The sequence below is a fragment of the Mucilaginibacter sp. NFX135 genome (assembly GCF_048565145.1).
Classification (GTDB): Bacteria; Bacteroidota; Bacteroidia; order Sphingobacteriales; family Sphingobacteriaceae; genus Mucilaginibacter.
The window spans coordinates 4,647,294-4,672,406 of the sequence record NZ_CP183412.1 but is presented as its reverse complement, the minus strand read 5'-3'; the positions used below and the strand labels follow the sequence as shown (position 1 = coordinate 4,672,406).

Annotated in this window: 21 protein-coding genes; 9 read left to right on the top strand and 12 right to left on the bottom strand. The window is 41.4% G+C overall.

Annotated elements, in window-relative coordinates; all coding sequences use genetic code 11:
- Positions 1 to 36 precede the first annotated feature (36 nt).
- On the top strand, positions 37 to 2,454 hold the full coding sequence (locus ACNURT_RS19430; protein ID WP_419699133.1) for a glycoside hydrolase family 3 N-terminal domain-containing protein: 2,418 nt from the start codon (positions 37 to 39) through the stop codon (positions 2,452 to 2,454).
- Between the two features lie 489 nt (positions 2,455 to 2,943).
- On the opposite strand, the gene ACNURT_RS19425 is transcribed toward ACNURT_RS19430, so the two are convergent.
- Both ACNURT_RS19425 and ACNURT_RS19420 read right to left on the bottom strand, forming a co-directional pair.
- Positions 2,944 to 3,453, bottom strand: coding sequence for an Imm26 family immunity protein (locus ACNURT_RS19425; RefSeq protein ID WP_370995511.1), 510 nt, complete (start codon positions 3,451 to 3,453; stop codon positions 2,944 to 2,946).
- Positions 3,454 to 3,456: 3 nt separating this feature from the next.
- Entirely contained in the window at positions 3,457 to 3,837 is a 381-nt protein-coding gene (locus tag ACNURT_RS19420) for a hypothetical protein (RefSeq protein ID WP_370995510.1), read from the bottom strand.
- 216 nt (positions 3,838 to 4,053) lie between these two features.
- Between ACNURT_RS19420 and ACNURT_RS19415 the strand changes: the two genes are divergently transcribed.
- The 4 genes from ACNURT_RS19415 to ACNURT_RS19400 all read left to right on the top strand — a co-directional run bounded on the left by ACNURT_RS19415 (position 4,054) and on the right by ACNURT_RS19400 (position 8,777).
- Positions 4,054 to 5,472, top strand: a complete 1,419-nt coding sequence (locus ACNURT_RS19415) for a dienelactone hydrolase family protein (protein ID WP_419699132.1) — start codon at positions 4,054 to 4,056, stop codon at positions 5,470 to 5,472.
- A 129-nt stretch (positions 5,473 to 5,601) separates the two neighbouring features.
- Entirely contained in the window at positions 5,602 to 6,300 is a 699-nt protein-coding gene (locus tag ACNURT_RS19410) for a DUF4288 domain-containing protein (protein ID WP_419699131.1), read from the top strand.
- A gap of 307 nt (positions 6,301 to 6,607) precedes the next feature.
- On the top strand, positions 6,608 to 7,330 hold the full coding sequence (locus ACNURT_RS19405) for a DUF2071 domain-containing protein (protein WP_419699130.1): 723 nt from the start codon (positions 6,608 to 6,610) through the stop codon (positions 7,328 to 7,330).
- A gap of 211 nt (positions 7,331 to 7,541) precedes the next feature.
- A complete protein-coding gene (locus ACNURT_RS19400; protein WP_370995506.1) occupies positions 7,542 to 8,777 on the top strand; it encodes an ROK family transcriptional regulator in 1,236 nt (411 codons plus the stop codon).
- A gap of 130 nt (positions 8,778 to 8,907) precedes the next feature.
- Here the strand turns inward: ACNURT_RS19400 and ACNURT_RS19395 are convergent, their stop codons facing one another.
- From ACNURT_RS19395 to ACNURT_RS19375, 5 genes are all read right to left on the bottom strand, one after another.
- Positions 8,908 to 9,759 carry a hydroxymethylglutaryl-CoA lyase gene (locus tag ACNURT_RS19395; RefSeq protein WP_419699129.1) on the bottom strand — a complete coding sequence of 284 codons (852 nt, stop codon included), beginning with the start codon at positions 9,757 to 9,759 and terminating at the stop codon, positions 8,908 to 8,910.
- Positions 9,760 to 9,862: 103 nt separating this feature from the next.
- Positions 9,863 to 11,176, bottom strand: coding sequence for an NAD(P)/FAD-dependent oxidoreductase (locus ACNURT_RS19390; RefSeq protein WP_419699128.1), 1,314 nt, complete (start codon positions 11,174 to 11,176; stop codon positions 9,863 to 9,865).
- Positions 11,177 to 11,303: 127 nt separating this feature from the next.
- A complete protein-coding gene (gene secDF / locus ACNURT_RS19385) occupies positions 11,304 to 14,294 on the bottom strand; it encodes a protein translocase subunit SecDF (protein WP_419699127.1) in 2,991 nt (996 codons plus the stop codon).
- Between the two features lie 114 nt (positions 14,295 to 14,408).
- A complete protein-coding gene (locus ACNURT_RS19380) occupies positions 14,409 to 14,891 on the bottom strand; it encodes a dihydrofolate reductase (protein ID WP_419699126.1) in 483 nt (160 codons plus the stop codon).
- 240 nt (positions 14,892 to 15,131) lie between these two features.
- Complete coding sequence (locus ACNURT_RS19375) at positions 15,132 to 15,953, bottom strand: thymidylate synthase (RefSeq protein WP_370995501.1); 822 nt, start codon at positions 15,951 to 15,953, stop codon at positions 15,132 to 15,134.
- 150 nt (positions 15,954 to 16,103) lie between these two features.
- Between ACNURT_RS19375 and ispE the strand changes: the two genes are divergently transcribed.
- Positions 16,104 to 16,940 (top strand): 4-(cytidine 5'-diphospho)-2-C-methyl-D-erythritol kinase, encoded by an 837-nt coding sequence (gene ispE, locus ACNURT_RS19370; protein ID WP_419699125.1) that lies wholly within the window; start codon positions 16,104 to 16,106, stop codon positions 16,938 to 16,940.
- 119 nt (positions 16,941 to 17,059) lie between these two features.
- On the opposite strand, the gene ACNURT_RS19365 is transcribed toward ispE, so the two are convergent.
- The 5 genes from ACNURT_RS19365 to tgt form a co-directional block, all read right to left on the bottom strand.
- A complete protein-coding gene (locus tag ACNURT_RS19365) occupies positions 17,060 to 17,947 on the bottom strand; it encodes an NAD(P)-dependent oxidoreductase (protein WP_419699124.1) in 888 nt (295 codons plus the stop codon).
- Between the two features lie 15 nt (positions 17,948 to 17,962).
- Entirely contained in the window at positions 17,963 to 18,241 is a 279-nt protein-coding gene (locus ACNURT_RS19360) for a LapA family protein (RefSeq protein ID WP_419699123.1), read from the bottom strand.
- Positions 18,242 to 19,260: 1,019 nt separating this feature from the next.
- Complete coding sequence (locus ACNURT_RS19355; RefSeq protein WP_419702137.1) at positions 19,261 to 20,169, bottom strand: DMT family transporter; 909 nt, start codon at positions 20,167 to 20,169, stop codon at positions 19,261 to 19,263.
- Complete coding sequence (locus tag ACNURT_RS19350; RefSeq protein ID WP_419699122.1) at positions 20,166 to 21,269, bottom strand: LptF/LptG family permease; 1,104 nt, start codon at positions 21,267 to 21,269, stop codon at positions 20,166 to 20,168. The genes ACNURT_RS19355 and ACNURT_RS19350 overlap by 4 nt, the downstream gene beginning before the upstream one ends.
- Before the next feature lie 105 nt (positions 21,270 to 21,374).
- A complete protein-coding gene (gene tgt / locus ACNURT_RS19345) occupies positions 21,375 to 22,505 on the bottom strand; it encodes a tRNA guanosine(34) transglycosylase Tgt (RefSeq protein WP_419699121.1) in 1,131 nt (376 codons plus the stop codon).
- A 272-nt stretch (positions 22,506 to 22,777) separates the two neighbouring features.
- On the opposite strand from tgt, the gene ACNURT_RS19340 reads away from it, so the two are divergent.
- From ACNURT_RS19340 to rsmG, 3 genes are read left to right on the top strand one after another with little or no spacing between them, the layout of a single operon-like run.
- Positions 22,778 to 23,896 carry a glycosyltransferase gene (locus ACNURT_RS19340; RefSeq protein WP_419699120.1) on the top strand — a complete coding sequence of 373 codons (1,119 nt, stop codon included), beginning with the start codon at positions 22,778 to 22,780 and terminating at the stop codon, positions 23,894 to 23,896.
- Positions 23,887 to 24,492, top strand: a complete 606-nt coding sequence (locus ACNURT_RS19335; RefSeq protein ID WP_370995494.1) for an RNA polymerase sigma factor — start codon at positions 23,887 to 23,889, stop codon at positions 24,490 to 24,492. Before ACNURT_RS19340 ends, ACNURT_RS19335 begins: the two co-directional genes overlap by 10 nt.
- Complete coding sequence (gene rsmG, locus ACNURT_RS19330) at positions 24,482 to 25,108, top strand: 16S rRNA (guanine(527)-N(7))-methyltransferase RsmG (protein WP_419699119.1); 627 nt, start codon at positions 24,482 to 24,484, stop codon at positions 25,106 to 25,108. The genes ACNURT_RS19335 and rsmG overlap by 11 nt, the downstream gene beginning before the upstream one ends.
- Positions 25,109 to 25,113: the final 5 nt, after the last annotated feature.

Sequence of the window (25,113 nt, the reverse complement as noted above, 5' to 3'; positions counted from 1 at the left end):
ACATATATTTGGAGTACTAACCGCAATTATATCTGCATGAGAAAAAAGTACTCCCTGCCACGTGTAGGCATGGCTTCCGCGCTGATCGCCGGATTGGCCCTATCCGCATCGGCACAACAAAAAAATATTTACCATAAAGGTTGGGTCGATTTTAACAAGAACGGCAAAATGGACGTTTTTGAAGACCCTTCTCAAACGGTCGACAAACGCGTTGCCGATCTGCTGAGCCAGATGACTGTTGAAGAAAAAACCTGCCAAATGGCCACGCTTTACGGTTACAAACGGGTTTTAAAAGAGGAAATGCCTGCGCCATCATGGAAAAACGAGGTCTGGAAAGATGGCATCGCCAATATCGACGAGGAACTGAACAACCTGGTTTCTACAACTGACCGGGCATATACCGAATACTCGTTCCCATACAGCAAGCATGCTTCGGCCATCAACACCATCCAAAAATGGTTTGTGGAAGAAACCCGCCTGGGGATCCCGGTTGATTTTACCAACGAAGGCATCCACGGCCTGAATCATGATCGCGCCACACCTTTGCCCGCCCCTATATCTATCGGCAGTACTTTTGATAAGCAACTGGTACGCCAGGCCGGTCAAACCGTAGGTCGTGAAGCAAAGGCCTTGGGTTACACCAACGTTTATGCACCCATTCTTGATCCTGCACGCGACCAGCGCTGGGGCCGTGTGGTGGAGTGCTATGGCGAAAACCCTTTCCATATTGCCGAATTAGGCAAGCAAATGGTACTGGGGATTCAGGAGGAAGGCGTAGCCTCAACCCTTAAACATTTCGCGGTATACAGCGTACCCAAGGGAGGTCGCGATGGCAGTGCCCGTACCGATCCGCATGTGGCCCCCCGCGAGATGTATCAGATCTATCTGTACCCGTTTCGCCGGGTGATACAGGAAGCGCATCCTATGGGTGTAATGAGCAGTTATAACGATTGGGATGGCGTGCCCATTACAGGTAGTTATTACTTTTTAACCGAACTGCTGCGCCAAAAATTTGGCTTCAATGGCTATGTAGTATCTGATAGCGAGGCTGTAGAATACCTGTACTCGAAACACCACGTTGCAGGTGATTATAAAGAAGCAGTAAGACAAGTGGTAGAAGCTGGATTGAATGTACGCACTAACTTTACCATGCCGCAAACCTATATTATGCCCCTGCGCGAGCTGATCAAAGAGAATAAGCTTTCCATGAAAGTGATTGATTCCAGGGTAGCCGATGTGCTGCGGGTAAAATTCCGTTTGGGATTGTTTGATGATCCGTATGTGAAAGATCCAAAATCGTCTGATAAAAAAGTACATACAGCTGCCGATAATGCCATGTCGCTGCAAATGAACCGGGAATCGATGGTATTGTTGAAGAATCAGGGTGATCTGTTGCCTTTGGATAAAAGCAAACTGAAAAATATACTGGTGACCGGTCCGCTGGCCGCCGAAAAAAATTATGCAACCAGCAGATACGGTCCATCGCACAACCCGGTTACCAATGTGCTGGATGGTATTAAAAATTACGTAGGTAAAGATGTAAATGTTACCTATGCCAAAGGCTGTAGCGTGGTTGATGCCACCTGGCCCGAGAGTGAGATCGTCGAAACGCCGCTTACCGCTCAGGAGCAGGCCGGTATCGATTCGGCTGTAGCACAAGCCAAACAGGCTGATGTAGTGATAGCTGTGGTAGGTGAAGATTTTGAAAGGGTAGGCGAGAGTCTTTCCCGTACCGGACTAAATTTACCCGGCAGGCAGTTAAAACTGATCCAGGCGCTACAGGCTACCGGCAAACCGATGGTGATGGTGATGATCAACGGGCAACCGCTTACCATTAACTGGGAAAATAAATTCGTGCCGGCGATACTCGAAGCCTGGTTCCCTGGCCCCGAAAGCGGTTGTGTAATAGCCGAAACCCTGTTTGGCGACAATAACCCCGGCGGCAGATTGCCTATTACCTTCCCAAAAACAACGGGGCAAATAGAATTTAACTTTCCGTTTAAACCGGCTTCACAGGCCAGTCAGGGCGGCGAGAACAGCTGGGGGAAAACCAGCGTGAATGGCGCGTTGTACCCTTATGGCTACGGCTTAAGTTATACCAAATTTGAGTACAGCAACCTGCAGGTATCGCCAGAGAAAGAGAACTCACAAGGCGATGTACAGGTAAGTGTAGATGTAACCAACACAGGCAGCCGCAAAGGTGATGATGTGGTGCAATTATACCTTAAGGATGAAGTTAGCAGCGTAACCACTTACGAGTACGACCTGCGTGGATTTGAACGCGTTAACCTGGCCCCCGGCGAAAAGAAAACTGTTCAGTTCACCCTGCATCCCGATGACCTGGCCCTGCTGGATAAAAACATGAACTGGACGGTTGAACCCGGTAAATTTATGGTCATGATTGGCAGCTCATCGGTTGATATCAAGCTGAAAAAAGAATTTGAAGTACAATAAGGCCTAAGCTGAAGGCAGAAAGCTTAAAGCAGGAACATTAATGGAGACTTCCGGAGTTTTAAAAACTTCGGAAGTCTTTGTGTTTAATACCCCGCCTATTTAAGCGTCCACGCTTAAATACCCCATAGGTGAGCGTCGACGCTCACCTGCAATAAAGTTCAAGCGAAGACGCTTGAACTGGCAAGAGCCGCCGTTATACAATTGCTTGTTGGCTGTTGTGGTAAATGCCCCACCTTTAATATCTCAAAGAACTAAATTAAGCAAAAAGCTTACCACATTTTAGGCCCAATTTACGCTAAAACAACAACTATAGAGCCCGTCTGCCAACTGGCGGACGGGCTTACTTATTTCATTTAAGCTGAAAGCCTAAAATATTTTAGGACGATTTGCCTTTGCCCGCTTTTCCTGCCCTCCAAACTCGACCAGTATGTGATTTGGGCCTGACAAAAAAGCATATGCGCCTAAATGCGAGTCGGTAAACTCCTGTAGTTATTCAAATCCTGGATAATTTTCAAATAGATATTTCCCTGTTTTTATTCTATGTACAATCCCGAGCGGATTGATTACTAATCCAATTTCTGCTTTTCTATTTTCACCTTCTAATTTACCTACCCGAACTGTTTGAAGGTCGCCAAGCTTCCATACGTACCATTTTTCTGATATTTTTATAGGTTCTTCACCACGCTTATGTCCAAGGTCACTTGTACCTCTAAATATGATATGATCTGTTTGACCTACATTAGCGATATTACCTACCTTTTCCCATAGACCCATCTTTATACCGAATTTTGTTACGCAGTGAGCATAAAAATCTACTTCACCTTTTGTGATTTCTGATAGATCGGGATTTGTGTCAATAGAATAAACTTTTTTAAATGCCCTTATTACATCGCTGTTTAATTGATATAAATCAAAAGCGATCAACTGAAAATACTTTTTACTCTTATCGTCCAGTTTAACGGAAAATACATCTCCTATTTTTGTGGTTGTTCTTGCCATATCTTAAGGGGTTATACCATATAGCGACCACTTACTAGGTGCTATAGAATTTATTTTGTTCAATAAATTATCCAAACCATAATCGTTAATTAACTTCTGTTCCAAAATACGGGCCCCTCTCCTGCTTAGACCAGTTGCCCCCTCCACGACTTCATAATCTAACAATTCTCTACCCGTTCCAATGGCGGCTTTATGTTCTGCTTCCCTAACAGCAAAATCTCTCGCTGTAATTCCAACGTATTTAACCTCTTGGGTTATAGGATCAAGTCCACGGTAAACTAAGTTTGTTCCCTCTTCCGCCGCTAATTTAGCAATTCCTACGACAGCAACCTTCGCCAAAGCGGTATATGCAGCTTTAACCAAAAAAACATCGGAAATAGCCATTGCCGAGTGAAACGCCCTGTCCAATAGTTTCCGTTTTGAAAATCATCGACAGCAGCTCTCCCGTTTCCCCAAACAGGTATTAAACTTTCTAAGGTTCCAGGCTGTCCCCCCTGATCAGGAATAGAAAAAATATTATTAAAATAAGCATATATTTACTTATAACAATCAAAAGCGTTCGTGTAGTTTGAACTGAATTACTTCCTTATCCATAAGCATATGAACAAAAGTCTTTATAATTTCGGGATCTTTTTTTTAGGATTGACTGTTGCTTGCAGCTTATTCCAAAGCGTAACGCAAATTTGGACCGGTGTTCAGGTTTATACGCTGAGTTCATTTGCTGCCTGGTTTTTAGTAATAAATGCAATTGCTTTAACAGGAGGAATATTCTTGTTAAAGTATTATTATTACCGGGAGTATTGGGCTGCTTTCTATACCTTGATAGCCTCTATCATAGTAAACCTTTGTTTTGCGGCTCTTGTTTTAATGCTATTAACATCAAGGGCATTACTCAATTATTATATGCCTATGGTTCTTACTTCTTTAAGTATCGGCATTGTATCCGCGCTAAGCCTTCTATTTTCAAGTACCAGGAAAAGGTTTTGGTTAAGGATAGGAGGGGCTTTTATATTAGTAGTCGGTTTGATTTTGGTTTCAACTACTGTCTGGACCCTGTTTTCAAAAGATGTGCAATTAAATAGCATATTAGCAAAAATTGCCCAATGGACATCAATACCTGGCAGCTTAATTTACATTCCGTTTATCATGCATTTTTTAAGTGAAATTAAGCTGTTAAATACAGAAAATACAAGTCCGGTTAAGGAGTCTGTAAAAGTTACATTGGGTGTAACGCGAACATTGGCTTTGATCATCGCAATAATTTCGGGAGTGATGCTGACTTCCGAAGCTAACTCGTCCATATATTGGGGGGCGGTAAATTTTGAAAAAACCCAAAGGATGGCTCAATTATTTGAATCCCGCACCTATGTGGACAGTAAAGGCGATACCTTGTTCTATCATTTACTCAAGCCATTAAATTTCGATCCCGCAAAGAAGTATCCTTTGGTTGTAAGTCTGCCTTACGGTGGCCAACCCGCCACCGATAAGATCAGGCAGATGGAAGGCGCGGTGGCAGCTGAGGTATTGTCAGCTGATATTAACAGAGCCAATTATCCTGCATTCATTTTTATACCAAATTGCCCGCCCGGATCGGGTTGGGGCGGTATCCCTAATTATCCATCGGTAGATTCGTTGGTTTATGAAGCCATTAGTTCATTGGATAAAGAACCGGGAATAGATGTAAAAAGACGCTATGTTACAGGGTTGTCAAGAGGTGGCTATGGGGCCTGGCATTTTATCTGTACCCGGCCGGATATGTTCGCCGCCGCAATACCCGTTGCCGGAGGCGAAGATCCTAAACTGGCCTCCCGGATTGTCAATATCCCTGTATGGGCATTTCACGGGGCTAATGATAAAAATGTTCCTGTTAGTGGTTCACGTGATATGATCAACGCCATCAAAAAAGCAGGCGGAAATCCTAAATATACCGAGTTCCCCAATGACGGGCATAATATCTGGGACCGGGTTAATAACACACCTGGTTTATGGGACTGGCTTTTTGCCCAGAAACGTAATTAATAAAGGCGCGGTCACTTGCCTTTTTAGATACACGCAAAGGTATTTTGATGAAATTTCGGTTGCCAAATAAAAGATTATAACAAGAGGCTGTGTAACTCAGGTTTTAGCAAATGTATCCTGTAAAAAAATATGAAAAAAATATATGGACTTGAAGATTGGGTTTTAGATACCAACGTTAAAAACAATAGTCGTTTTGTGAATGTCAGGATCATGTTTCAATATCCCTATCCTGATCAAAAAGTACTGATAGATCTTAAGCCAAAAGAAAGACTGAAAAAAATAGGAGATGGTTTTAAAGACACCCTCAAAAGACTTACTGATTTAAATTGGTTTGACTACAGTGAGCTTGTTGGAACAAAGAAGCGGCCAACCGGAATTAAGGCAAAAGTAAAATATAGGGTTTTAAGTAAGCTTGATAAACTCGATCTGATTGGTTCAGTGTGGATAGAATCTGTTGAGCATGCCACAAAAATTGAAATTGAAGATAAAATGCCGGATAAGTTTTTTTGTGTTAAAATGACTGTGGTTATTGAAGTTGAAGGGTTATCACATAAGAAACAGGATATCGAAAAAAGGCTGGTGCTTATCAAGGCGCAATCGGCTGATGATGCTTACCAAAAGCTGGAAGAACAAAAAGAGGCGTTTATCAAACCATACCTGAATTCAGATGGACACTTTGTTAGATGGAGGATCGATAGTTTTGACGATTGTTTTGAAACCGACATAAATTCAATAAAGGATCTGAATAAGTCCGATGGGGTAGAGGTTTACTCTCAACTCAAATCACGAAAAAACAAAACAGGAACTATCTGGAACGGAAGGTTTTGATTTTAAAGGTGCCAATATTTTAAACTGCCAATAATTTTCGATATATTTACAAATAATAGCGGCCCGGTTCTCTTTTTAACAAGAGTACCGGGCCGTTTTACTTAAGGCACAAACAAGCCGAAAATCAATCATTTAGTAATTGATTATTTGAAAATGAATATATTAATACTTTTTAAACCTTTCAAAACCTGCCAGAAATTTGTTAAAATTGATAGTTTTAATCAAAAAATCGATGCTTTTTGAGTCGGATTTATCCTGGTTTTGATTAAAAAAGTGTTAAAATAATAGGTTTAAAAAGTTTTTAACCATGAAGATCCCTACAATAACCGGAATTATCGACCGCCGCATACTGGTTAACTTTGCTATTGATGCGGAGGTAGCTAAAAATATGGTACCACCACCTTTTACCCCTAAAATTGTAAAGGGCAAAGCCATCGCCGGTATCTGCCTCATCAGGCTCAAGCAGGTGAGGCCAAAAGGTTTACCTGCTTTTGTGGGTCTTGGATCTGAGAACGGGGCGCACCGTATAGCTGTAGAGTGGCAGGAGGATGGCCAAACCAAAGAGGGGGTATACATACCCCGGCGGGATACCTCGTCGCTGTTCAATACACTTGCAGGCGGCAGGATATTCCCGGGAAAACACTACAGGGCTTTGTTTGATGTTGATGAGCATGAAGGAAAGTATCATGTTGGCTTTGAAAGCTCTGATGGAGCTTTTATTAGTATAGATGCCACATTATCAGCTACTTTAAACCCTGATTCGGTTTTTGGAGACCTTGCAACGGCATCTGAATTTTTTAAAGCGGGGTCAACCGGGTACTCGCCCAACGGAAACAAATACGAAGGCTTGCTGCTTGAAACCAATCAATGGGAAGTAAAAGCCCTGGAAGTGAGCAAGGTGAGATCGAGCTATTTTGAGGATGAATCAATATTCCCGAAAGGATCTGTAAAGTTTGATAATGCGCTGATCATGACCAATATTCCGCATGAATGGTCGTCAAAACCAGATAAAGCGGTTGTAAATAAATAGGCATGAACATGTTCCGGAAAATAAAGGCAGCATGTTCAGGTAATATCTTTTTTTACGTGCTGTAGGCAATTGTTTCATTAATTTTGTCAATTATACAGGTACCCTTATTGAGTGTAATAATTACAGTTGTAGTTAAATACTTTATTTTTATTTTTATACAATTCAAAACACTAAGGCATTGCCTGTTATAAACCCAATTATAAATTATTGAATGGAACTGGAGAATAAAGGCATCAAGGGCAGTAGGCTAAAAAATATGATCATTAAAACGCTTTATTTTAATAAAGCGATGTCATGCGCGGGGTTAAGTGAACTATTTGATAAAAGCATACCATCGATTGCCAAAGCTGTAAATGAATTAATGGACGAGGGGTTTGTTGTTGAGGATGGTTACGCCCCGTCAAGCGGAGGCCGCAGGCCGCTGATGTATTCGGTAAAGGCTAATACTATGTATATTTTAGCTATAGCGCTTGACCAGCTTACGGCACGTATTCAGCTTTTTGACCTGCTGAATAATGCTGTAGCTGATATGGTTACTTTTGAGCTTAAACTGCTTAACAACCCTGACGCCCTGGCTAAACTGACCTCGGAGATCAACAGTTATATTAAAGGCTCGGGCGTTGCCAAAGAAAAAATAGCCGGTATAGGTATTGGTATGCCGGGCTTTATCAACGTTACCGAAGGTATCAATTACACTTACCTTGATGCCGGTGGCGAAAGTTTGACCGCCTATCTTACTGCCAAAACAGGTATTACTACCTATATCGACAACGACTCGAGTTTGATAGCCCTGGCCGAACAAAAATTCGGAATAGCCAAATCGCAAAATGAGGTTATGGTGATTAACCTGGGTTGGGGTATTGGTTTGGGGATGATCGTGAATGGTAAGCTATTCCGCGGATACAATGGGTTTGCCGGTGAATTAAGCCATATACCCTTGTCAGAGGATGGCGCACTTTGCGAATGCGGCAAACGTGGTTGCCTTGAAGCAGAAGCATCTATGCTGGTTGTCGCCCGAAAAGCCATTGCAGGTATTCAGCAGGGGCGTATTACCAGTTTAAAATATAACAGTAACGATAATGACCACTCTAAACTCATGGGTGATGCTGTACTGGAAGCAGCTAATAATGGCGATCAGTTTGCCATTGAACTACTGTCAGATGCAGGTTATAAAATAGGGAAGGCGCTGGCCATTCTTATCCATATCATGAACCCTGCCAATATCGTATTAAGCGGCAGGGGAGCCAAAGTAGCTAAGATATTGATGGCGCCTATTCAGCAAGCTTTGCATAAATACTGTATCCCGAGGCTTGCTGGAGGCACAGAGCTACTGGTATCGGAGCTTGGCTTTGACGCCGAACTGATTGGGGCAGCGGTACTGGTAATGGAAAATTTTGATAAAAACGTTAAAGCAAAAATAAGCAAGGCAGCGAAAGCTGTGGCCTGATAGATGTGCGAACAAGATTAGATGTGCGGATATGCAAATTTCAGATGTGCAGATTGTTTGAATTATAATTTACTGACTAATGGGGGTGACATTTATCATCTGCACACCTGCACATTTGAAATCTGCATATCTAAGAAAATACTTTTCCTGAATAATCCATAGCTTCCTGGAATTTGGCCGAATCAAGCTCCAGGGGCTCGTTTTGCGAATGGAGGTACTCTATTAGATTTTCGGTGGCGATGTTGCCTGTGAGGTCATCTGCGGCCATTGGGCAGCCTCCATAACCTTTTAGTGCCACATCAAAGCGTTTACACCCACTTTTATAAGCCGCTTCTATCTTGGGTTGCCAGGTATCAGGAGTAGAATGCAGATGGACGCCAAATTCTGTTTCAGGAAATTTACGGCATAGGTCGGGATAAATACTGCTGATCTGTGCTGCCTGGGCAATGCCAATGGTATCGGCAAGGGCTATGTTCTTGACGTCGTGACCAACAAGTTGTTCTGTCCAGTGTTCAATAATGCCGGTATTCCATTCGTCGCCATAAGGGTTACCGAAGCCCATGGAAAGGTAAACCAGTAATTGTTTATTATTAGCTGCACATAGCTCTTTTATCCGTTTTACATTATCAAAAGCCTGCGGCATTGTAGTATTGGTATTACGAAGCTGAAAAGTTTCAGATATAGAAAAGGGATAGCCCAGGTAGGTGATCTCCTCATGTTTAACAGCATCTTCGGCACCGCGATAGTTGGCAATAATAGCCAGCAGTTTTGACCGTGTACTGCTCATATCCAGTTTTTTTAATACCTCGGCAGTGTCTTGCAATTGTGGTATCGCTTTAGCAGATACAAAACTGCCAAAATCAATAGTGTCGAAACCTACCTGTAACAGCAGGTTAATATAAGCCGCTTTGATATCAGTAGGTACAAAATCATGCAGGCCCTGCATGGCATCGCGGGGGCATTCGGTTATTTTTATGCTCATTTCAAGTACTAAGTCTGAGGTCTATAGTCCAAAGTTAGTTTTTAAGTCTGACGTTTTTGCGTTTTAACTAAAGACTTCTGGCTTCGGACCTAAGACTTCGGAATCAATCAACCGTTTTTGGTAGGTGCTGATCTTCGGTAAGGCCCTCACGTTCAAATTTGCGGATAATAAGCCTTGTGCCGCCATTATACGTGATATAGCTGGATACCCAGTTAATAAACACGATCACCTTGTTACGGCCACCTAAAAGCGATATCAGGTGGACAAACAGCCATATGAGCCAGGCAAAAAATCCCTGGAATTTTATTTTACCCAGGTCGGCAACGGCTTTATTACGGCCAATAGTGGCTAACGAGCCTTTATCAAAATACTTAAAAGGTGTTGTTGGTTCATGGTTGATGAGCTGGGCTATAGATTTGGCCACATGCTGACCCATTTGTATGGCCACTTGTGCTACGCCGGGATGACCTTTGGGCGTTTCGTCGGTTATCATGGCTGCCACATCGCCAATGGCAAATATATTGTTAGTGCCTACAACACGGCAAATGCTATCAACCCTGATCCTGTTGCCGCGTTCAATAAAGTTAGGGTCAATACCTTCTGGCACTACACCCATAACGCCGGCACTCCATATTACGGTTTTAGTGCGGATAGTTTTACCCCCTTCAAACTTGATCTCTTCACCATCATAACTATCTACCTTTACGCCCAAAAGTACCTCAACACCCATTTTGGTCAAAAACTCTTTAGTCGCGGCCGATGCTTCCTCAGAAAAAGGCCCCAATACTTTTGGCAGGAAGTCAACAAGGTATACCTTCATATCCTCTTTTTTGAGCTCGGGATAATCTTTAGCGAGGATATGATTGCGTAATTCAGCCAGTGCACCCGATAGTTCTACACCGGTTGGCCCGGCGCCTACCAGCACAAAGGTGAGGTAAGGGTCGCGCTCTTCTTTTGTAGGCTTGAGTAAGGCTTCCTCTATGTTTTGCAATACAGCATATCGCAGGTTAAGCGCTTCAGGGACAGACTTCATAGGCATCGAAAACTTTTCGATATCCTTATTCCCAAAAAAATTGGTGGTTGAGCCGGTAGCTATCACGAGATAATCATAGGCTATTTCGCCAATGGTAGTATCAATCGTGTTCTTTTCGGCATTTACTTTAAGCACCTCGGCAATCCTGAACCTGAAGTTCTTTTGATTGGCAAAGTTTTTACGCAGCGAAAAAGCGATGGATTCCGACTCGAGACTTCCCGTAGCCACCTGGTATAAAAGTGGTTGAAAAGTATGATAATTATGCTTGTCGAGCATTAAAACATCAACGGGCTTGTCTTTAAGATGCTTGGCTACCTGGAGGCCGCCAAAGCCTCCGCCAACAATAACTACCAGTGGGAATTTTGAGCTGTCTGTTAAGTTCATAGCACAGGTGTTTTATTTTATGCAGAGATACAACAAATGTGTCTCTTTTTAAATGCCTCAAATATTTATAGAAACAAAAAAAGCCCCAAATGTTCTTTGGGGCCTTATAAATAAATTTACGGAGTGTTTATCTCAGGTCTTTTTTACCAAAGTCAACAATAACCGGAGTTGCTACGCAGATTGAAGAGTATGTGCCGAAGATCACACCGATCAATAACGCAAAGGAGAAGCCTTTGATCACGTCGCCACCAAATATGAACAATACGATCAATACGAATACCACGGTTAAAGCGGTGATAATGGTACGACTTAGCGTGCTGTTGATAGCCTGGTTAATTACTTCTTCAGGGTTATCAGTTTTGGCATGGTGCAGTTCCAAGAACTCGCGGATCCTGTCAAACACTACCACGGTATCATTGATCGAGTAACCGATTACCGTTAATATCGCTGCAATGAACGCCTGGTCAATATCCAGCGAGAATGGAAGTATACCTCTGAATAAAGAGAAGAATGATAATACCAATAACGCATCGTGCGCGGTTGCTACCATCGCACCCAAACTGAACTGCCATTTGCGGAAACGGATCAGGATATAGGCTGAGATAACAAATATAGCGAACAATACGGTGTAGACGGCTGATGTTTTTAATTCATCAGCAACAGTAGCGCTCACTTTTGAGAAACCTACTATATCCTTATCGGTTATACGGGTTGCCTCTTTGGTGCCTAAAGCCTGGATCAATGTGCTCCTTACTTTAGAATCAGTAGCAGCGTTGTTATCCTTGATCAACAGGTTTGTGGTGATACTCATTTTATCAGCACCAAATGTTTTGACCTCCGTACTGCGGCCTAATGTAGCATCAACTGCATCATGAATGGCTTCGGTAGTAACGGCTTTATTAGGGAAGGTAATGATATAGTTACGACCGCCTTCAAAATCTACCCCGTAGCTAAAGCCGCGGGTGAAGATGGATATTAAACCAGCTAAGATGAATATACCTGAGAACGCGTAAAACTTGAAACGATTTTTTACGAATTTGAAATTGGCATTTTTGAAGGTATGTGAGCTCCATGGATGTGAAAATTTGATATCCCAACCTTTATCAAGCATCCACTCAAATATAACCCTTGAGATCAGCAATGAGCAGAACAATGAGGTAATGATACCGATCATCAATGTGGTTGCGAAGCCTTGTATCGGGCCCGAACCAAAGATGAACAGGATCAAACCGGTTAAGAAAGTACTGATCTGCGAATCGAGGATAGATGGTAAAGCATGTTTGAAACCATCGGCTACAGCTATCCTTAATGATTTGCCTAAGCCCAATTCTTCACGAACACGTTCGTAAACCAGTACATTGGCATCAACCGCTATACCCAGGGTGAGTACGATACCGGCAATACCAGGTAAAGTTAATACCGCGCCTAAGCTGGTTAATACACCCATCAGGAAAAATATGTTGATGACAACCGCTACAACCGCTACAGTACCCGCACGGTTGTAATAAGCGATCATGAATATCAATACCACAACCAAGCCTAATATACTTGAAGTAACACCGGCATTGATGGCTTCCTGACCCAATGACGGACCTACTACCGATTCTGATATGATGTGAGCCGGAGCAGGTAAACGACCAGCTTTTAATACGTTGGCCAAATCCTTGGTATCTTCAATCGTAAAGTTTCCAGAGATAGAAGATACACCACCGGAAATTTCATTCTGAACGACTGGCGCAGAGTATACATTATCATCCAAGACAATGGCTACTGATTTTTTGTTGGTACCTGACGATGCCTCAGCAGTAACTGTACGCCATTTTTGGGCACCTTCGGAGTTCATGATCATCACAACTTCCGGGTTTCCTTTAGGATCATTATCAGCACGAGCGTCATTGATCACATCACCCGATAATACCGGGCCGTTTTCAGCGCCTGTTAATTTGATCGCATATAATGCGAATATTTTGTCCTTACTATTTTTTGCAGGTTTTACTTCCCAAAGAAATTTCAGGTTGCGTGGTATTACCGCCTGCACATCGGCGTTATGCAAGTAAGAGTTAACTTTAGCCGTATCTTTCAGCGGAGAATAACCTACAACAGGACCCTGACCTAATTGCTGCTGTCCGCTTGCGTCAGGAATAACGTTTAGGGATAACACCGAAAACAGTGGGTGCAATGCAGCCAGTTGCGTTTTGCTGGCCAACGCTGATGCAGAAGTATCTTTAGCCGCATTTTTTTGAACCTTGCTCAATAATGAACCGGCTTTAGCGGTAGTATCAGTTTTAGCAGCAGCAGTCGTAGTAGCTTTAGCTTTTGATGAATCTGCTTTAGCTGTTTTATTTTTTGCAGCCAGCAAGTTGTCAATGTTGATCAGATATTGATAAGCCTCGGCATTATCATAAGTTTCATAGAACTCTAACTTGGCAGAGCCTTGTAATAGCTTACGAACACGCTCTGGTTCTTTTACACCTGGCAGCTCAACCAAAATACGATTTGAGCTTTGCTCTAACTGAATGTTAGGTTGCGTAACACCAAACTGGTTGATACGGGTATTTAAAACCGTATACGATTGTTTTACCGCGGTATTAGCCTGATCTTTCAAATAAGCAGCAACCTCGCTGTTGGAAGCGTTAAACTTCAAATGGTCCTGGTTGTCTTTTGTTGAAAATATGGCAGCCAGTTTACCGTTCGGATTCAGTTTTTCGTATTCGCTAACAAAAAGTGTAATGAAATCCTTTTGAGTGGTTTGTGCATTAGCCTGTAATTTGTCGGCATTTGCCAAAGCCTGGTTAAACACAACATCCGGATTGTTGTTGGCAATTTTCCTTACCAACTCGTCAAGCGAAATTTGCATGGTAACGTTCATCCCGCCCTTAAGGTCGAGACCTAATGCCAATTCTCTTTGAAGAACGTATTGATAATTGTGTTTGAACAACGGATATACCGGTTGTGAAGACATCGAATCCAGATACGCTGTTTCTTTCTTAGGGTCACCCTTTGAATATACTTTGGCATCACTTTGAACTTTGCGCGCCACCCACGTAAAAGATAGCTGGTATAAGCATACTACAGCCAGCAGAATGGCGAAAAATTTAATAACCCCTTTACCTTGCATCGAATTATAATATGTAATTAATTAGTTTATAAGCTTTTTTTAATAAGACGGCAAATCTAATAAAATTTCGCAAGCATGAAATTTTAAATTAAAACAATTTGATGACAGAAAATGTTACCGACGTTCCAACGTGATGAAGGAGTACCTGTACTTGTTTTTTTCATCAGGCTCAAAATTTTTCCGTTCCGTTTCTGTCCACTCCTCAGTATTTAGCTCCGGGAAGAAGGTATCACCGTCAAAATCCTGATCAATGATGGTTAAATAAATACGATCGGTTAGCGGTAAGGCCTGCCGGTAAATTTGGGCGCCACCAACAATAAATACCTCATCCTCGCCTGCGCAAAGCTCCAGGGCATCTTCTATGGAGCCTGCAACTTCACAGCCCTCAATAGTGATGGACTGTTGGGTTACTACGATGTTACGGCGCTTAGGTAATGGTTTGCCAACCGATTCATAAGTTTTGCGACCCATGATAACCGTATGCCCGGTGGTGACATCCTTAAAATGTTTCAGGTCATTGGGTAAATACCAGAGTAGTTTATTGTCTTTGCCGATAGCATGGTTTTTGGCTATGGCAACTATGATAGATGTGGTCATTATCGTCATTTAGTCATTTGTCTGAATCAGAATTTTCAGAATTTGAGAATTTCCTGAATTCAGTAGTAGTATATCCTGCCTATTACGTCATTGCGAGGTACGAAGCAATCTTTATGCTGTACAGGGTGACTCTACAGATCGGGATTGCTTCGTGCCTCGCAATGACGTGTGGGCATTAATTGTTGTAAGATTAATAAAATTCTGTTAATTTTTAAATTCTGAAAATTCTGATTCAGACAACTACACCGCCACTGCTGCCTTAATATGCGGCCACGGATCATAATTCTCCAAAGTGAAATCTTCAAACTTAAAAGCGAAGATGTCTTTAACTTCGGGATTAATCTTCATGGTTGGCAGGGGGCGTGGTTCACGGCTTAGTTGCAAACGGGCTTGATCCATATGGTTGTTGTACAAATGGGCATCGCCAAAAGTATGGATGAAGTCGCCATAGTCCAGATCACATACCTGTGCCATCATCATAGTCAGCAAAGCGTAGGAAGCGATATTGAACGGTACACCTAAAAATATATCGGCACTGCGCTGATATAATTGACAAGACAGCTTGCCTCTTGATTCTCCCTTCAGTGGGTTAGGGGGCTCTACGTAAAACTGGAAAAGACTATGGCAAGGGGGCAGGGCCATCTGGTTCACATCTGCAACATTCCATGCCGATACGATCATACGGCGCGAGTCGGGATTGTTTTTAATTTGATTTACCACCTGGGTTATCTGGTCAATGTGACCACCGTCGGGTTTTGGCCATGAACGCCACTGGTAGCCGTACACCGGCCCGAGGTTACCCTCGGCATCGGCCCACTCATCCCAAATGCGTACTCCGTTTTCTTTCAGATAGCTGATATTGGTATCGCCGCTCAAAAACCAGATGAGTTCATGAATAATGGATTTAAGGTGTAATTTTTTGGTGGTCACCATTGGGAAACCATCTTTGAGGTTGAAACGCATCTGGTAGCCAAATACACTTACCGTACCGGTTCCTGTCCTGTCATGCTTTTGCGCGCCGGTTTCCATCACATGGCTCATCAAATCGAGATACTGTTTCATTTTTGGTTAATTAAATTAGACTGGGTTGATTGGTGAGTGGTTGGATTAAGTTGATTAAGTTTTGAAGAGCCTAATGAACTAATGAACCAGTGAACCAATGAACAATTTTAAAAGGCAAAGAAAAATAATCTAATTTTGACATCCTAACCGATGTGCAAAAATACACGCGGTGTTAGTCTTTTTTCTATGATCCTTTTTCCGAACGCAAAAATAAACATTGGCCTCAACATTACCGAACGCCGGCCCGACGGTTATCATAATCTGGAAACCATTTTTTATCCCATCAACATTAAAGATGCGCTTGAGGTTGTAGTGAGCGATAAGCTGAGTTTTGAATCATCCGGTTTGGATATCCCGGGCAGGGTAGAGGACAACCTGTGCATTAAAGGCTATCATTTATTAAAAAATGACCATGACCTGCCACCGGTGAGTATCCATCTGCATAAAAATATTCCGATAGGGGCCGGACTGGGCGGGGGGTCGGCCGATGCCGCTTATTTTATCAGGCTGATGAATCAGCAATTTGAACTCGGGCTGTCTGTTGCCGAAATGACCGGTTATGCACGCAAGCTTGGTGCCGACTGTGCCTTCTTTATCGAGAATAAACCAGTCTTCGCTTTTGAGAAGGGTGATGAATTTGAATCGATCAGATTGGATCTGTCCAAATATAAAATCGCTTTGGTGATGCCTGATGTTCACATATCAACCGCCGAGGCTTTCAGAGGGGTTAAACCAACCCCTGTAAAAGAATCATTATTTGATCTCATTGCTGAGCCTATCACCGAGTGGAAAAAATATATCAAGAATGATTTTGAAGCATCGATATTTAAAAACCATGTGGAGATACGAGGTGTTAAAGCAGCCTTGTATGAAGCTGGCGCCATCTACGCCAGCATGAGCGGGAGCGGAGCATCGGTATTTGGCATATTTGAACAAACGCCCAACCTGCAACACCTGGAAGCAGAGAATGAAGTGTTTTATTTATAATTTGAGATTTCGGATGTTCGACTTCGGATTTTGTCGTGCTTAACAAAACTCTACATGATTAATTGAAAAAAATCAGGCAATCAAAAAATCCGAAGTCGAACATCCGAAATCCGAATTAATCAAACACCGGCATCTTCGCTCACGCCCCGTCCAATAGCTTCTACCCAATCAGTCTCGCCCCAGCCCTTTGCTATGGCGCTCAATAAGCGGCTGTGTAAGGCATTTACGAGTGGCATAGGTGTCTGGCTTGTCTGGGATAATTTAAATGCCAGACGCGCGTCCTTATAGCCTAATTTTGATTTGAAACCTACCGGCTCGTACTGCTTATTGGCAATAGCCCGGCCATAATTCTGAAAAATAGGAACATTGAACAGTGTCGATCCAAAAAAGTTGGCTACCTGTGCCCGGTCCAGTCCGTTCTTTTCTGCAAGAGTATAAGCCTCCGCCATGAGTTCCATCGAAGCCATGATCATAAAGTTACCTGCAATTTTTATCACGTTTGCTCCGCCCGCCGATTCTCCAAAATCTATCACACCCTGGCCTAAGCAATCCAGTACAGGTTTGGCCGTATCCCTGGCATGCTGATTGCCGGATACGCAGATCCATAGTTTACGAGCCTCAGCGGCCTCTGCCCGGCCAAACACAGGAGCGGCCAGATAGTGACTGCCGGCTTCTTCATGAAGGAGGGTAAGTTGTTCGGACGTTTCGGGCGAGACGGTACTCATGGAAATATGGATGGCATGCTCTGGTAATTTCTCCAGAATGCCCTGATCGCCCAAGGTTATTTCTTTCAGTACGTCGTCATCTGAAAGTACGGTGATCACGATGTGGACTCCCTCGGATGCATCAGCAGGTGTTTGGCATTTGGTGACGTACGCAGCATCAAGCTCATCTGTTTTTGAATGAGTACGATTATAGACCTGTAAGTGATAACCCGACTTGATGAGATTTTGCGATATGGGCATGCCTATGTTACCAAGGCCGATAAATCCAATTTTCTTTTCCATGATTGTTATTTGATGTTAGCTGATGTAATCCCTGTCCTCGTCACTTAGTGTATTGTGGTCTTCTTTTTTGTGGATGTTGTCATGATAACCTCCAATGTCAAATTTTGCTTTCTTGGGGCGGCCAACAAGCCAACCTAAAATAAAAGCTACAACGGCTACCACGGCCATCATCGTCAATTTTGAAATATAAAAATTGGAAAATAAAAAAGCGAATGGAACCTTGTCTGTGTTTTGCACCAATGCCGCGGTGAGCAAAATGGTGATTACTATTATGGTGATTGTTTTAATGCTCATGACGATTTGGTTTAACAGTTTATACAATATCCGGTTTTTAAATCTTTATTAAAAATCATTTTCATTAAGCACTTTTTGAAAACTGAAAAACATGGCGGGAGCAGGGGGGAACAGGGCACCTGAAAAATTGGTTTTCGATCGTCGTATAAAAATGGAATCGGTTTTTGATGGTTTTGAATTTTAGTTCTGGAAGAAAGCTGAACAAAATGAAGCCGTTATTTTGACAGGATCGAGACTGCTGAATATATACCTGATTTGGCGATCCAGGTTCTGCTGCGTTTTGACTGTTCTCGCTTCTTATACCACCATGTTCTGTGGCCCGAAAACAGACTCCTGTTCCTCCGCTGAGAATCCAAAAAATTTCACCGAATTTAATTTTTGTATACAACCGGGTATGTCTGGCCAATTTTATTTCATTCCTTGTTTTAAAGTTTATAACACTATCTGTAAACTTTTAAATTAATCTCTTCATATGTAGTTGTTAGTTATATAAGAGCTTTTATTTATCTGAATATTAACTATATAAATACATTATTTAAGTACTTTAACTTTTAATGCTAATTTTTTTAGTTTTTTATTGTTTTAGTTAAATCTGTTTTGTTTAATTTTTACTTTTAATAATCAATTTAAATATTTGATTATTAAAATTTTATAAATTTAATAAAATAAGTATTTGAAAAATTTTTGAATAGAATTTTTGTTTTAAAAAGGAGTTTAGATAATATTTTATCGTAATTGCTTAATTTTTTATTTAGTACACTAACTAAAAAGTGAATTTTGGCGCTGTTGCGCGCAAGAATGTTTAAACGGTGAGAAATCCGGCGAAAAAAAATAATGCCATACAAGGCCTAAAAATGGCCTTAAAATCCGGTGCCTTTCTATCCCCTATGGAGGTTTGCCAGCACCAAATACAAAGGATATGGCGGTGATTTTTTGTAGCTATGGAGAGGGGAATGTACCGATGAAATAATCTGGTGTTTACAGGAAAAGTGCTGCCGGAGGAAATAAAGTAGGAAGGATTAAGGCCTTGCTTTTCGTTTAGCGATTTGCTTTTGAGCTACCGGATACAGGAATATTGTAGACAAAATAATGACTGCTCCTACCCAGAAACCTACCGTCATTTTGTTCATATCACCAAAAAAAATGAATGACATCAGGATACCATAAACCGGCTCGAGGTTGGTGATGAGGGCCACTTTGAAAGCCGAAAGCTCACGCATAACAGATACGCCGGCAACATAGGCGAGCGATGTACATACAGTGCCAAGCAGTATCAGATACCCGATATCGCTGGGTTTTAAAAGGAGCGATCTGTTAAAACCATTGGTTAATAAAAGGTATATCGAGATCCAGAAAAACGCACCGGTTAACTCATAAAAAGCGATGATAGGAGCCTCGTGGTTCTTTATGAATTTTGAATTGATAATCGAAAAAAGGCTGGCGCAAACGGCGCTTACAAGCCCGGTAATGATACCCTTAGTGTAATGTGATTCAAATTTAAATATCAAAGCAATGCCGGTTATGATCAACAATCCGGCCATGATCTCCAGTTTTGAGATCTTTGTTTTGTTCAACAAAGGCTCAAATATTGCCGTAAATAAAGTGATGCTGGACAGGCAAACCAGCGTTACAGGAACCGTAGATAGCTTGATAGAGGCAAAGAAAAGTATCCAATGACCACCCACTAAAGCGCCTGTGAACGCCATTTTTAGGAAGATTTTTTGGTCAACCCTGATAGCCGTTTTGTTAAAATTGAAATATAAAAACAGCGATATAACGGCAATCATCACTCTGTACCATACCAGTTGTACTGCCGAAATAGTAATAAGATTACCCAAAATACCGGTAAATCCCCAGATAAAAACAGTGAAATGGAGTATGATCAGGTTCTTGTTAAGGCTTTCTTTACCGCTTTTCGTAGCCACTATTTTGGTGCTTTTAAGAGTAAATAGTAACCGAGTAAGCCAAACGTAGTATTAGGGATCATAACGGTAAAAATGGGTGGTACACCGCCTTTTATAGAGAATACTATGGAAAATTTCTCTACGATAATATAGGTAAAGCAGAGTATAATGCCAATTCCCAGCGGTAAGCCAACACCGCCCCGTACCTTACGGGATGATAGGGCTACGCCTACAATGGTTAAAACATAGGCCGACAAAGGGTATATAAAACGGTGATATTTCTCATAATAAAGATTGTTTAGAACCTCCGGACGGCGTAGTTTTTCTTTATCTATATTCTTATTTAAATCCTTTAGGGACATAGCAGCATACACATTATCATATACCACAAAATCGCTCGGGTGCATATCAAGCGTAGTGTCTTTTGGTGTAGGACTATTGATAAATTGCTCTTTCAGGCCGTTTATATACTTAACCGTATAGTTTTTTAATGACCAAACCCTCTTAACCGAATCATAGGTAACCTGTTGGGCAATCAATTTTTCACGGAGGGTATCTCCATTAAACTTTTCCATAATAAACTGATATCCAGTATGTACAGTTGGGTCATAGTTTTGCAGATATACAAAAGTATGTTTATCTATCTGCATATGTACCTCAATTTTAGTAGGGTCATTATCAGTTATACCATTGGCATTCTCAAAGTCGTTTTTTAGGTGATTAGTATACGGAATGAGGTAGACGTTAGCAAAAAAGGATACGATAAATATGATAGTAGAAGCTATAAAATAAGGCCTTAAAAAGCGGTTAAAGCTGGCTTTCCCACTTAAAATGGGTACAATTTCTGTTTGGTTGGCCATTTTGGCTGTAAAGAAAATTACTGCCAGAAAGTTAATCAGGGGCGATAGCATATTCAGGTAAAAGGGGACGAACCCTGCATAATACTGGAATACAATATCGTGTAATGAAGCATGTTTATTGGTAAAATTATCCAGCTTCTCAGATACATCAAACACTACCGATACAGCAGCAAAAATACCCATGGTAAACACAAAAGTGCCCAGATATTTACCCATAATAAACCTGTCAATAACCTTCAGGTGCCGGTGAATAAATTCCTTCATTTTTTGTTTATTAGTTCATTGGGTCGTTGGTTCATTGGTTTCATATGAGCTGTTATTAATATTGTTAAGACTAATAAACTAATGAACCAATGAAATATTGAACGGCTATAATCGTTGACCAAGTTGCTTAACCATGATATTTTTCCAGTTATAAAACTCACCGGATATGATCTTTTTGCGCGCCTCTTTAACCAGCCACAGGTAAAAATGGAGATTATGCAAAGTAGCAATTTGAGCTCCAAGCATCTCGCCCGAGTGTATTAAATGGCGCAAATATGCTTTTGTATAATTTTTATCGGCAAACAGTTCGCTATCACTTTCAATGGCTGAAAAATCATTTTTCCACTTCTCGTTTTTGATATTGATAATGCCATTTTTAGTGAAAAGCATACCATTGCGGGCGTTCCGGGTTGGCATAACGCAATCAAACATATCAATTCCTAAGGCTATATTTTCCAATATATTAATCGGTGTACCTACACCCATTAAGTAACGTGGTTTTTGCTCCGGTAATATATTGCAAACAATTTCTGTCATAGCATACATTTCTTCGGCAGGTTCGCCAACCGAAAGTCCGCCTATAGCATTACCTTCACGCTCGTAAGAAGCAATAACTTCTGCTGATTTTACGCGCAGATCTTTATATACAGAGCCTTGTACAATAGGGAAAAGCGTTTGGCTATATCCGTATTTTGGTTCAGTACTGTCAAAGCGGTCGCAGCAACGTTTTAGCCAACGGTGTGTCATGTCAATTGATCGTCTGGCGTAGTGATAATCACAAGGATAAGGGGTACATTCATCAAAAGCCATGATGATGTCGGCACCTATAATGCGCTGAATATCCATTACATTTTCTGGCGTGAACAGATGTTTTGAGCCATCAATATGCGAACGGAAAGTAACACCTTCCTCTTTTATTTTGCGTACTTCGGTTAATGAATACACCTGGTAACCGCCGCTATCGGTTAAAATAGGTCCATCCCAGCCATTAAATTTATGCAATCCCCCGGCCTGTTCAAGTGTATGAAGACCTGGTCTGAGGTATAAATGATAGGTGTTACCTAAAATAATTTGCGCCTCTATATCATTTTTAAGTTCATGCTGATGCACTGCCTTTACTGTGCCGGCAGTACCAACGGGCATAAATATAGGGGTTTGTATGGTGCCGTGATCGGTGGTAATTTCACCTGCGCGGGCTTTTGAAAGCGGGTCTTGTGCTGTTAAATTAAATTTCATTTTGAGGTTGCAAAATTAACAAATAAAGCGGATAAAGGACTAAAGGATAAAGGAACAAGGATTAAGAAACAAAAGATAAAAATTCGACAGGTTTATGCTTCTTTAAGTTATCTTTTCTCATCATTTATAATCCTTAATCCTTGTTCCTTTATCCTTACTCCGCCCCAGTGTGGAAAAAAACAAGCCAGTGTGTGTAATAATCACGAAATAAACCTATGTTGACCACTTTTATTCCGGCGATTTTTAACAAATTTGCCTGATATTATAACTGCTTGGAAACTTATATTCACAACGCGCTCTTCATTCTTTTTCAGCTGTGTTTTATTGTTCAGTTGTATTACCTGATAAGTAACCATAGCCGCCTTTCACGATATAAACCAGCGGAGGAGTTACCAGAGGTATTGATACCTGTTTCGGTAATTATAAGCGCACGCAATGAAGCCAAAAATCTGCAGGAAAACCTGCCTTTTATACTCAAGCAAAACTACTCTGATTTTGAGGTAGTAGTGATCAATGATTGCTCTTATGACTCATCAAATGATGTTTTAAACGATATGCAACGGGAATATCCGCATTTAAAAGTGGTTACCATTACCGAGCATGATCGCTTTAAAACCGGGAAAAAATTCGCCCTTACCCTGGGAATAAAAGCCGCGAAGAATGAGTATATGCTGTTTACAGATGCGGATTGTAAGCCTGCCTCCGAAAACTGGATAACACGCATGGCAGTTAATTTTAGTACCAAGGCCCAGATTGTTTTAGGTTACTCTCCTTATTATAAAACCCGTAACTTTTTGAATCCGTTTGTGCGGTTTGAAACTATTAAAACAGCTATAAATTATTTGTCAGCTGCGCTTAATGGAGATCCATACATGGGTATCGGTCGTAATTTAGGTTATACTAAAACTTTGTTTTTTAGTCAAAAAGGCTTTGCTTCGCACATGCATGTGATATCCGGCGATGATGATCTGTTTGTAAACCAGCATGCTACTATTGATAATACGATTATAGAGATACACCCGGAAACGTTCACTTATACCAGTGCGAAAACAACTTTAGCGTCATGGTACAGGCAAAAGAAACGCCATATGGGAGTTGGTAAATTGTATAAAAACCGGCACAGACGAATGCTCAGCTTTGATGCTATGAGCGGTTTTCTGTATTATATTTTGCTTATAATATCTCTGGTTTTTAAATATGAGCCTCTGCTGGCATTAGGTTTGTTTGGCTTTAGATTGATATTACAGCTTGTTATATACAGTAAGATATTTAAAAAGCTTGATGGTAAAGATCTGATATGGTATTTACCATTTTTTGACGTTATATATTATATGTATTTAAATGTTTTTGGGCTGATCGGGACATTTTTAAAAACAACCCAATGGAAATAAACGCCAACTTTACCGATAACGCGAAGAATGATTTTTACCTGGTGGTTAGAGCTCGCGAGGGCGATCAAAAGGCCTATGCCGACTTGATGCACAGGTATAAGGATTCTATTTATTTTATGGTTTTAAAAATGGTTAACAACAAGGAGGATGCGATGGATCTTACCGTTGAAACCTTTGCCAAAGCTTTTGAAAAACTGGATAAATATCAACCCGATTATGCTTTTAGTACCTGGTTATTTAGGGTGGCTACCAATAATTGTATAGATTTCATCCGTAAAAAGAAGCTCAATACCCAATCTATCCACGGGATGACCGATGACGATGGGGACGAAAAACCATTACAAATAAAAGCTGATGTTTTGAATCCCGAAGAAACATCGATCAAAAAACAACAAACACAGGAGCTTAAGTTATTGATCGAAAGCCTGCCACACCGGTATAGAAATTTGATCACACTGCGCTATTTTGATGAATTGTCATACGAGGAAATAGCCCAGCAGCTTGATTTGCCCCTGGGTACGGTTAAAGCACAATTGTTTAGGGCCAGGTATTTACTGGGTAATATCATTAACCGTTTTAACAGGGATGACATCTGATATCGTATTCAAATATTTTCCGGATCTGACCGCGAAACAACGTGCTCAAATTGAACAACTGCCGGAGTTATATAACTTATGGAACAGCCAGATCAATGTGATATCGCGCAAAGATATCGACCTTTTGTATGAGCGTCATGTGCTGCATTCATTGGGGATTGCTCAGGTAATGACCTTTTTACCAGGTGAAAACGTGCTGGATGTAGGTACAGGGGGCGGTTTTCCGGGTATACCATTAGCCATTTTATTCCCGGATACCCGGTTCCATTTGGTTGATTCTATCGGTAAAAAAATAAAAGTAGTACAGGAAGTGGCTAAGGCACTGGGCTTAACCAATGTAAAAGCCTCACACTTGCGGGCCGAACAATTGGATGAAAAGTTTGATTTTGTAGTATCGCGGGCGGTTACGCAACTCAAAGATTTTTATCCATGGGTGCGTGGTAAGTTCAATAAAGATTCAAAAAATACCTTATCTAATGGGATCCTATACCTTAAAGGTGGCGATCTGGAGCAGGAGATCAAGGAATCTGGCCTCAAAGTGCAACAATATCATCTTAAAGACTATTTTACAGAAGAGTTTTTTAACACCAAGCAGGTGATCTACGTGAAGGGATAGGCTGA

Bases quoted from the DNA above. Each gene is read 5' to 3' on its own strand.
- ACNURT_RS19430 (WP_419699133.1), top strand. From the start codon at position 37: ATGAGAAAAAAGTACTCCCTGCCACGTGTAGGCATGGCTTCCGCGCTG.
- ACNURT_RS19425 (WP_370995511.1), bottom strand. From the start codon at position 3,453: ATGGCAAGAACAACCACAAAAATAGGAGATGTATTTTCCGTTAAACTG.
- ACNURT_RS19420 (WP_370995510.1), bottom strand. From the start codon at position 3,837: ATGGCTATTTCCGATGTTTTTTTGGTTAAAGCTGCATATACCGCTTTG.
- ACNURT_RS19415 (WP_419699132.1), top strand. From the start codon at position 4,054: ATGAACAAAAGTCTTTATAATTTCGGGATCTTTTTTTTAGGATTGACT.
- ACNURT_RS19410 (WP_419699131.1), top strand. From the start codon at position 5,602: ATGAAAAAAATATATGGACTTGAAGATTGGGTTTTAGATACCAACGTT.
- ACNURT_RS19405 (WP_419699130.1), top strand. From the start codon at position 6,608: ATGAAGATCCCTACAATAACCGGAATTATCGACCGCCGCATACTGGTT.
- ACNURT_RS19400 (WP_370995506.1), top strand. From the start codon at position 7,542: ATGGAACTGGAGAATAAAGGCATCAAGGGCAGTAGGCTAAAAAATATG.
- ACNURT_RS19395 (WP_419699129.1), bottom strand. From the start codon at position 9,759: ATGAGCATAAAAATAACCGAATGCCCCCGCGATGCCATGCAGGGCCTG.
- ACNURT_RS19390 (WP_419699128.1), bottom strand. From the start codon at position 11,176: ATGAACTTAACAGACAGCTCAAAATTCCCACTGGTAGTTATTGTTGGC.
- secDF (WP_419699127.1), bottom strand. From the start codon at position 14,294: ATGCAAGGTAAAGGGGTTATTAAATTTTTCGCCATTCTGCTGGCTGTA.
- ACNURT_RS19380 (WP_419699126.1), bottom strand. From the start codon at position 14,891: ATGACCACATCTATCATAGTTGCCATAGCCAAAAACCATGCTATCGGC.
- ACNURT_RS19375 (WP_370995501.1), bottom strand. From the start codon at position 15,953: ATGAAACAGTATCTCGATTTGATGAGCCATGTGATGGAAACCGGCGCG.
- ispE (WP_419699125.1), top strand. From the start codon at position 16,104: ATGTGCAAAAATACACGCGGTGTTAGTCTTTTTTCTATGATCCTTTTT.
- ACNURT_RS19365 (WP_419699124.1), bottom strand. From the start codon at position 17,947: ATGGAAAAGAAAATTGGATTTATCGGCCTTGGTAACATAGGCATGCCC.
- ACNURT_RS19360 (WP_419699123.1), bottom strand. From the start codon at position 18,241: ATGAGCATTAAAACAATCACCATAATAGTAATCACCATTTTGCTCACC.
- ACNURT_RS19350 (WP_419699122.1), bottom strand. From the start codon at position 21,269: ATGAAGGAATTTATTCACCGGCACCTGAAGGTTATTGACAGGTTTATT.
- tgt (WP_419699121.1), bottom strand. From the start codon at position 22,505: ATGAAATTTAATTTAACAGCACAAGACCCGCTTTCAAAAGCCCGCGCA.
- ACNURT_RS19335 (WP_370995494.1), top strand. From the start codon at position 23,887: ATGGAAATAAACGCCAACTTTACCGATAACGCGAAGAATGATTTTTAC.
- rsmG (WP_419699119.1), top strand. From the start codon at position 24,482: ATGACATCTGATATCGTATTCAAATATTTTCCGGATCTGACCGCGAAA.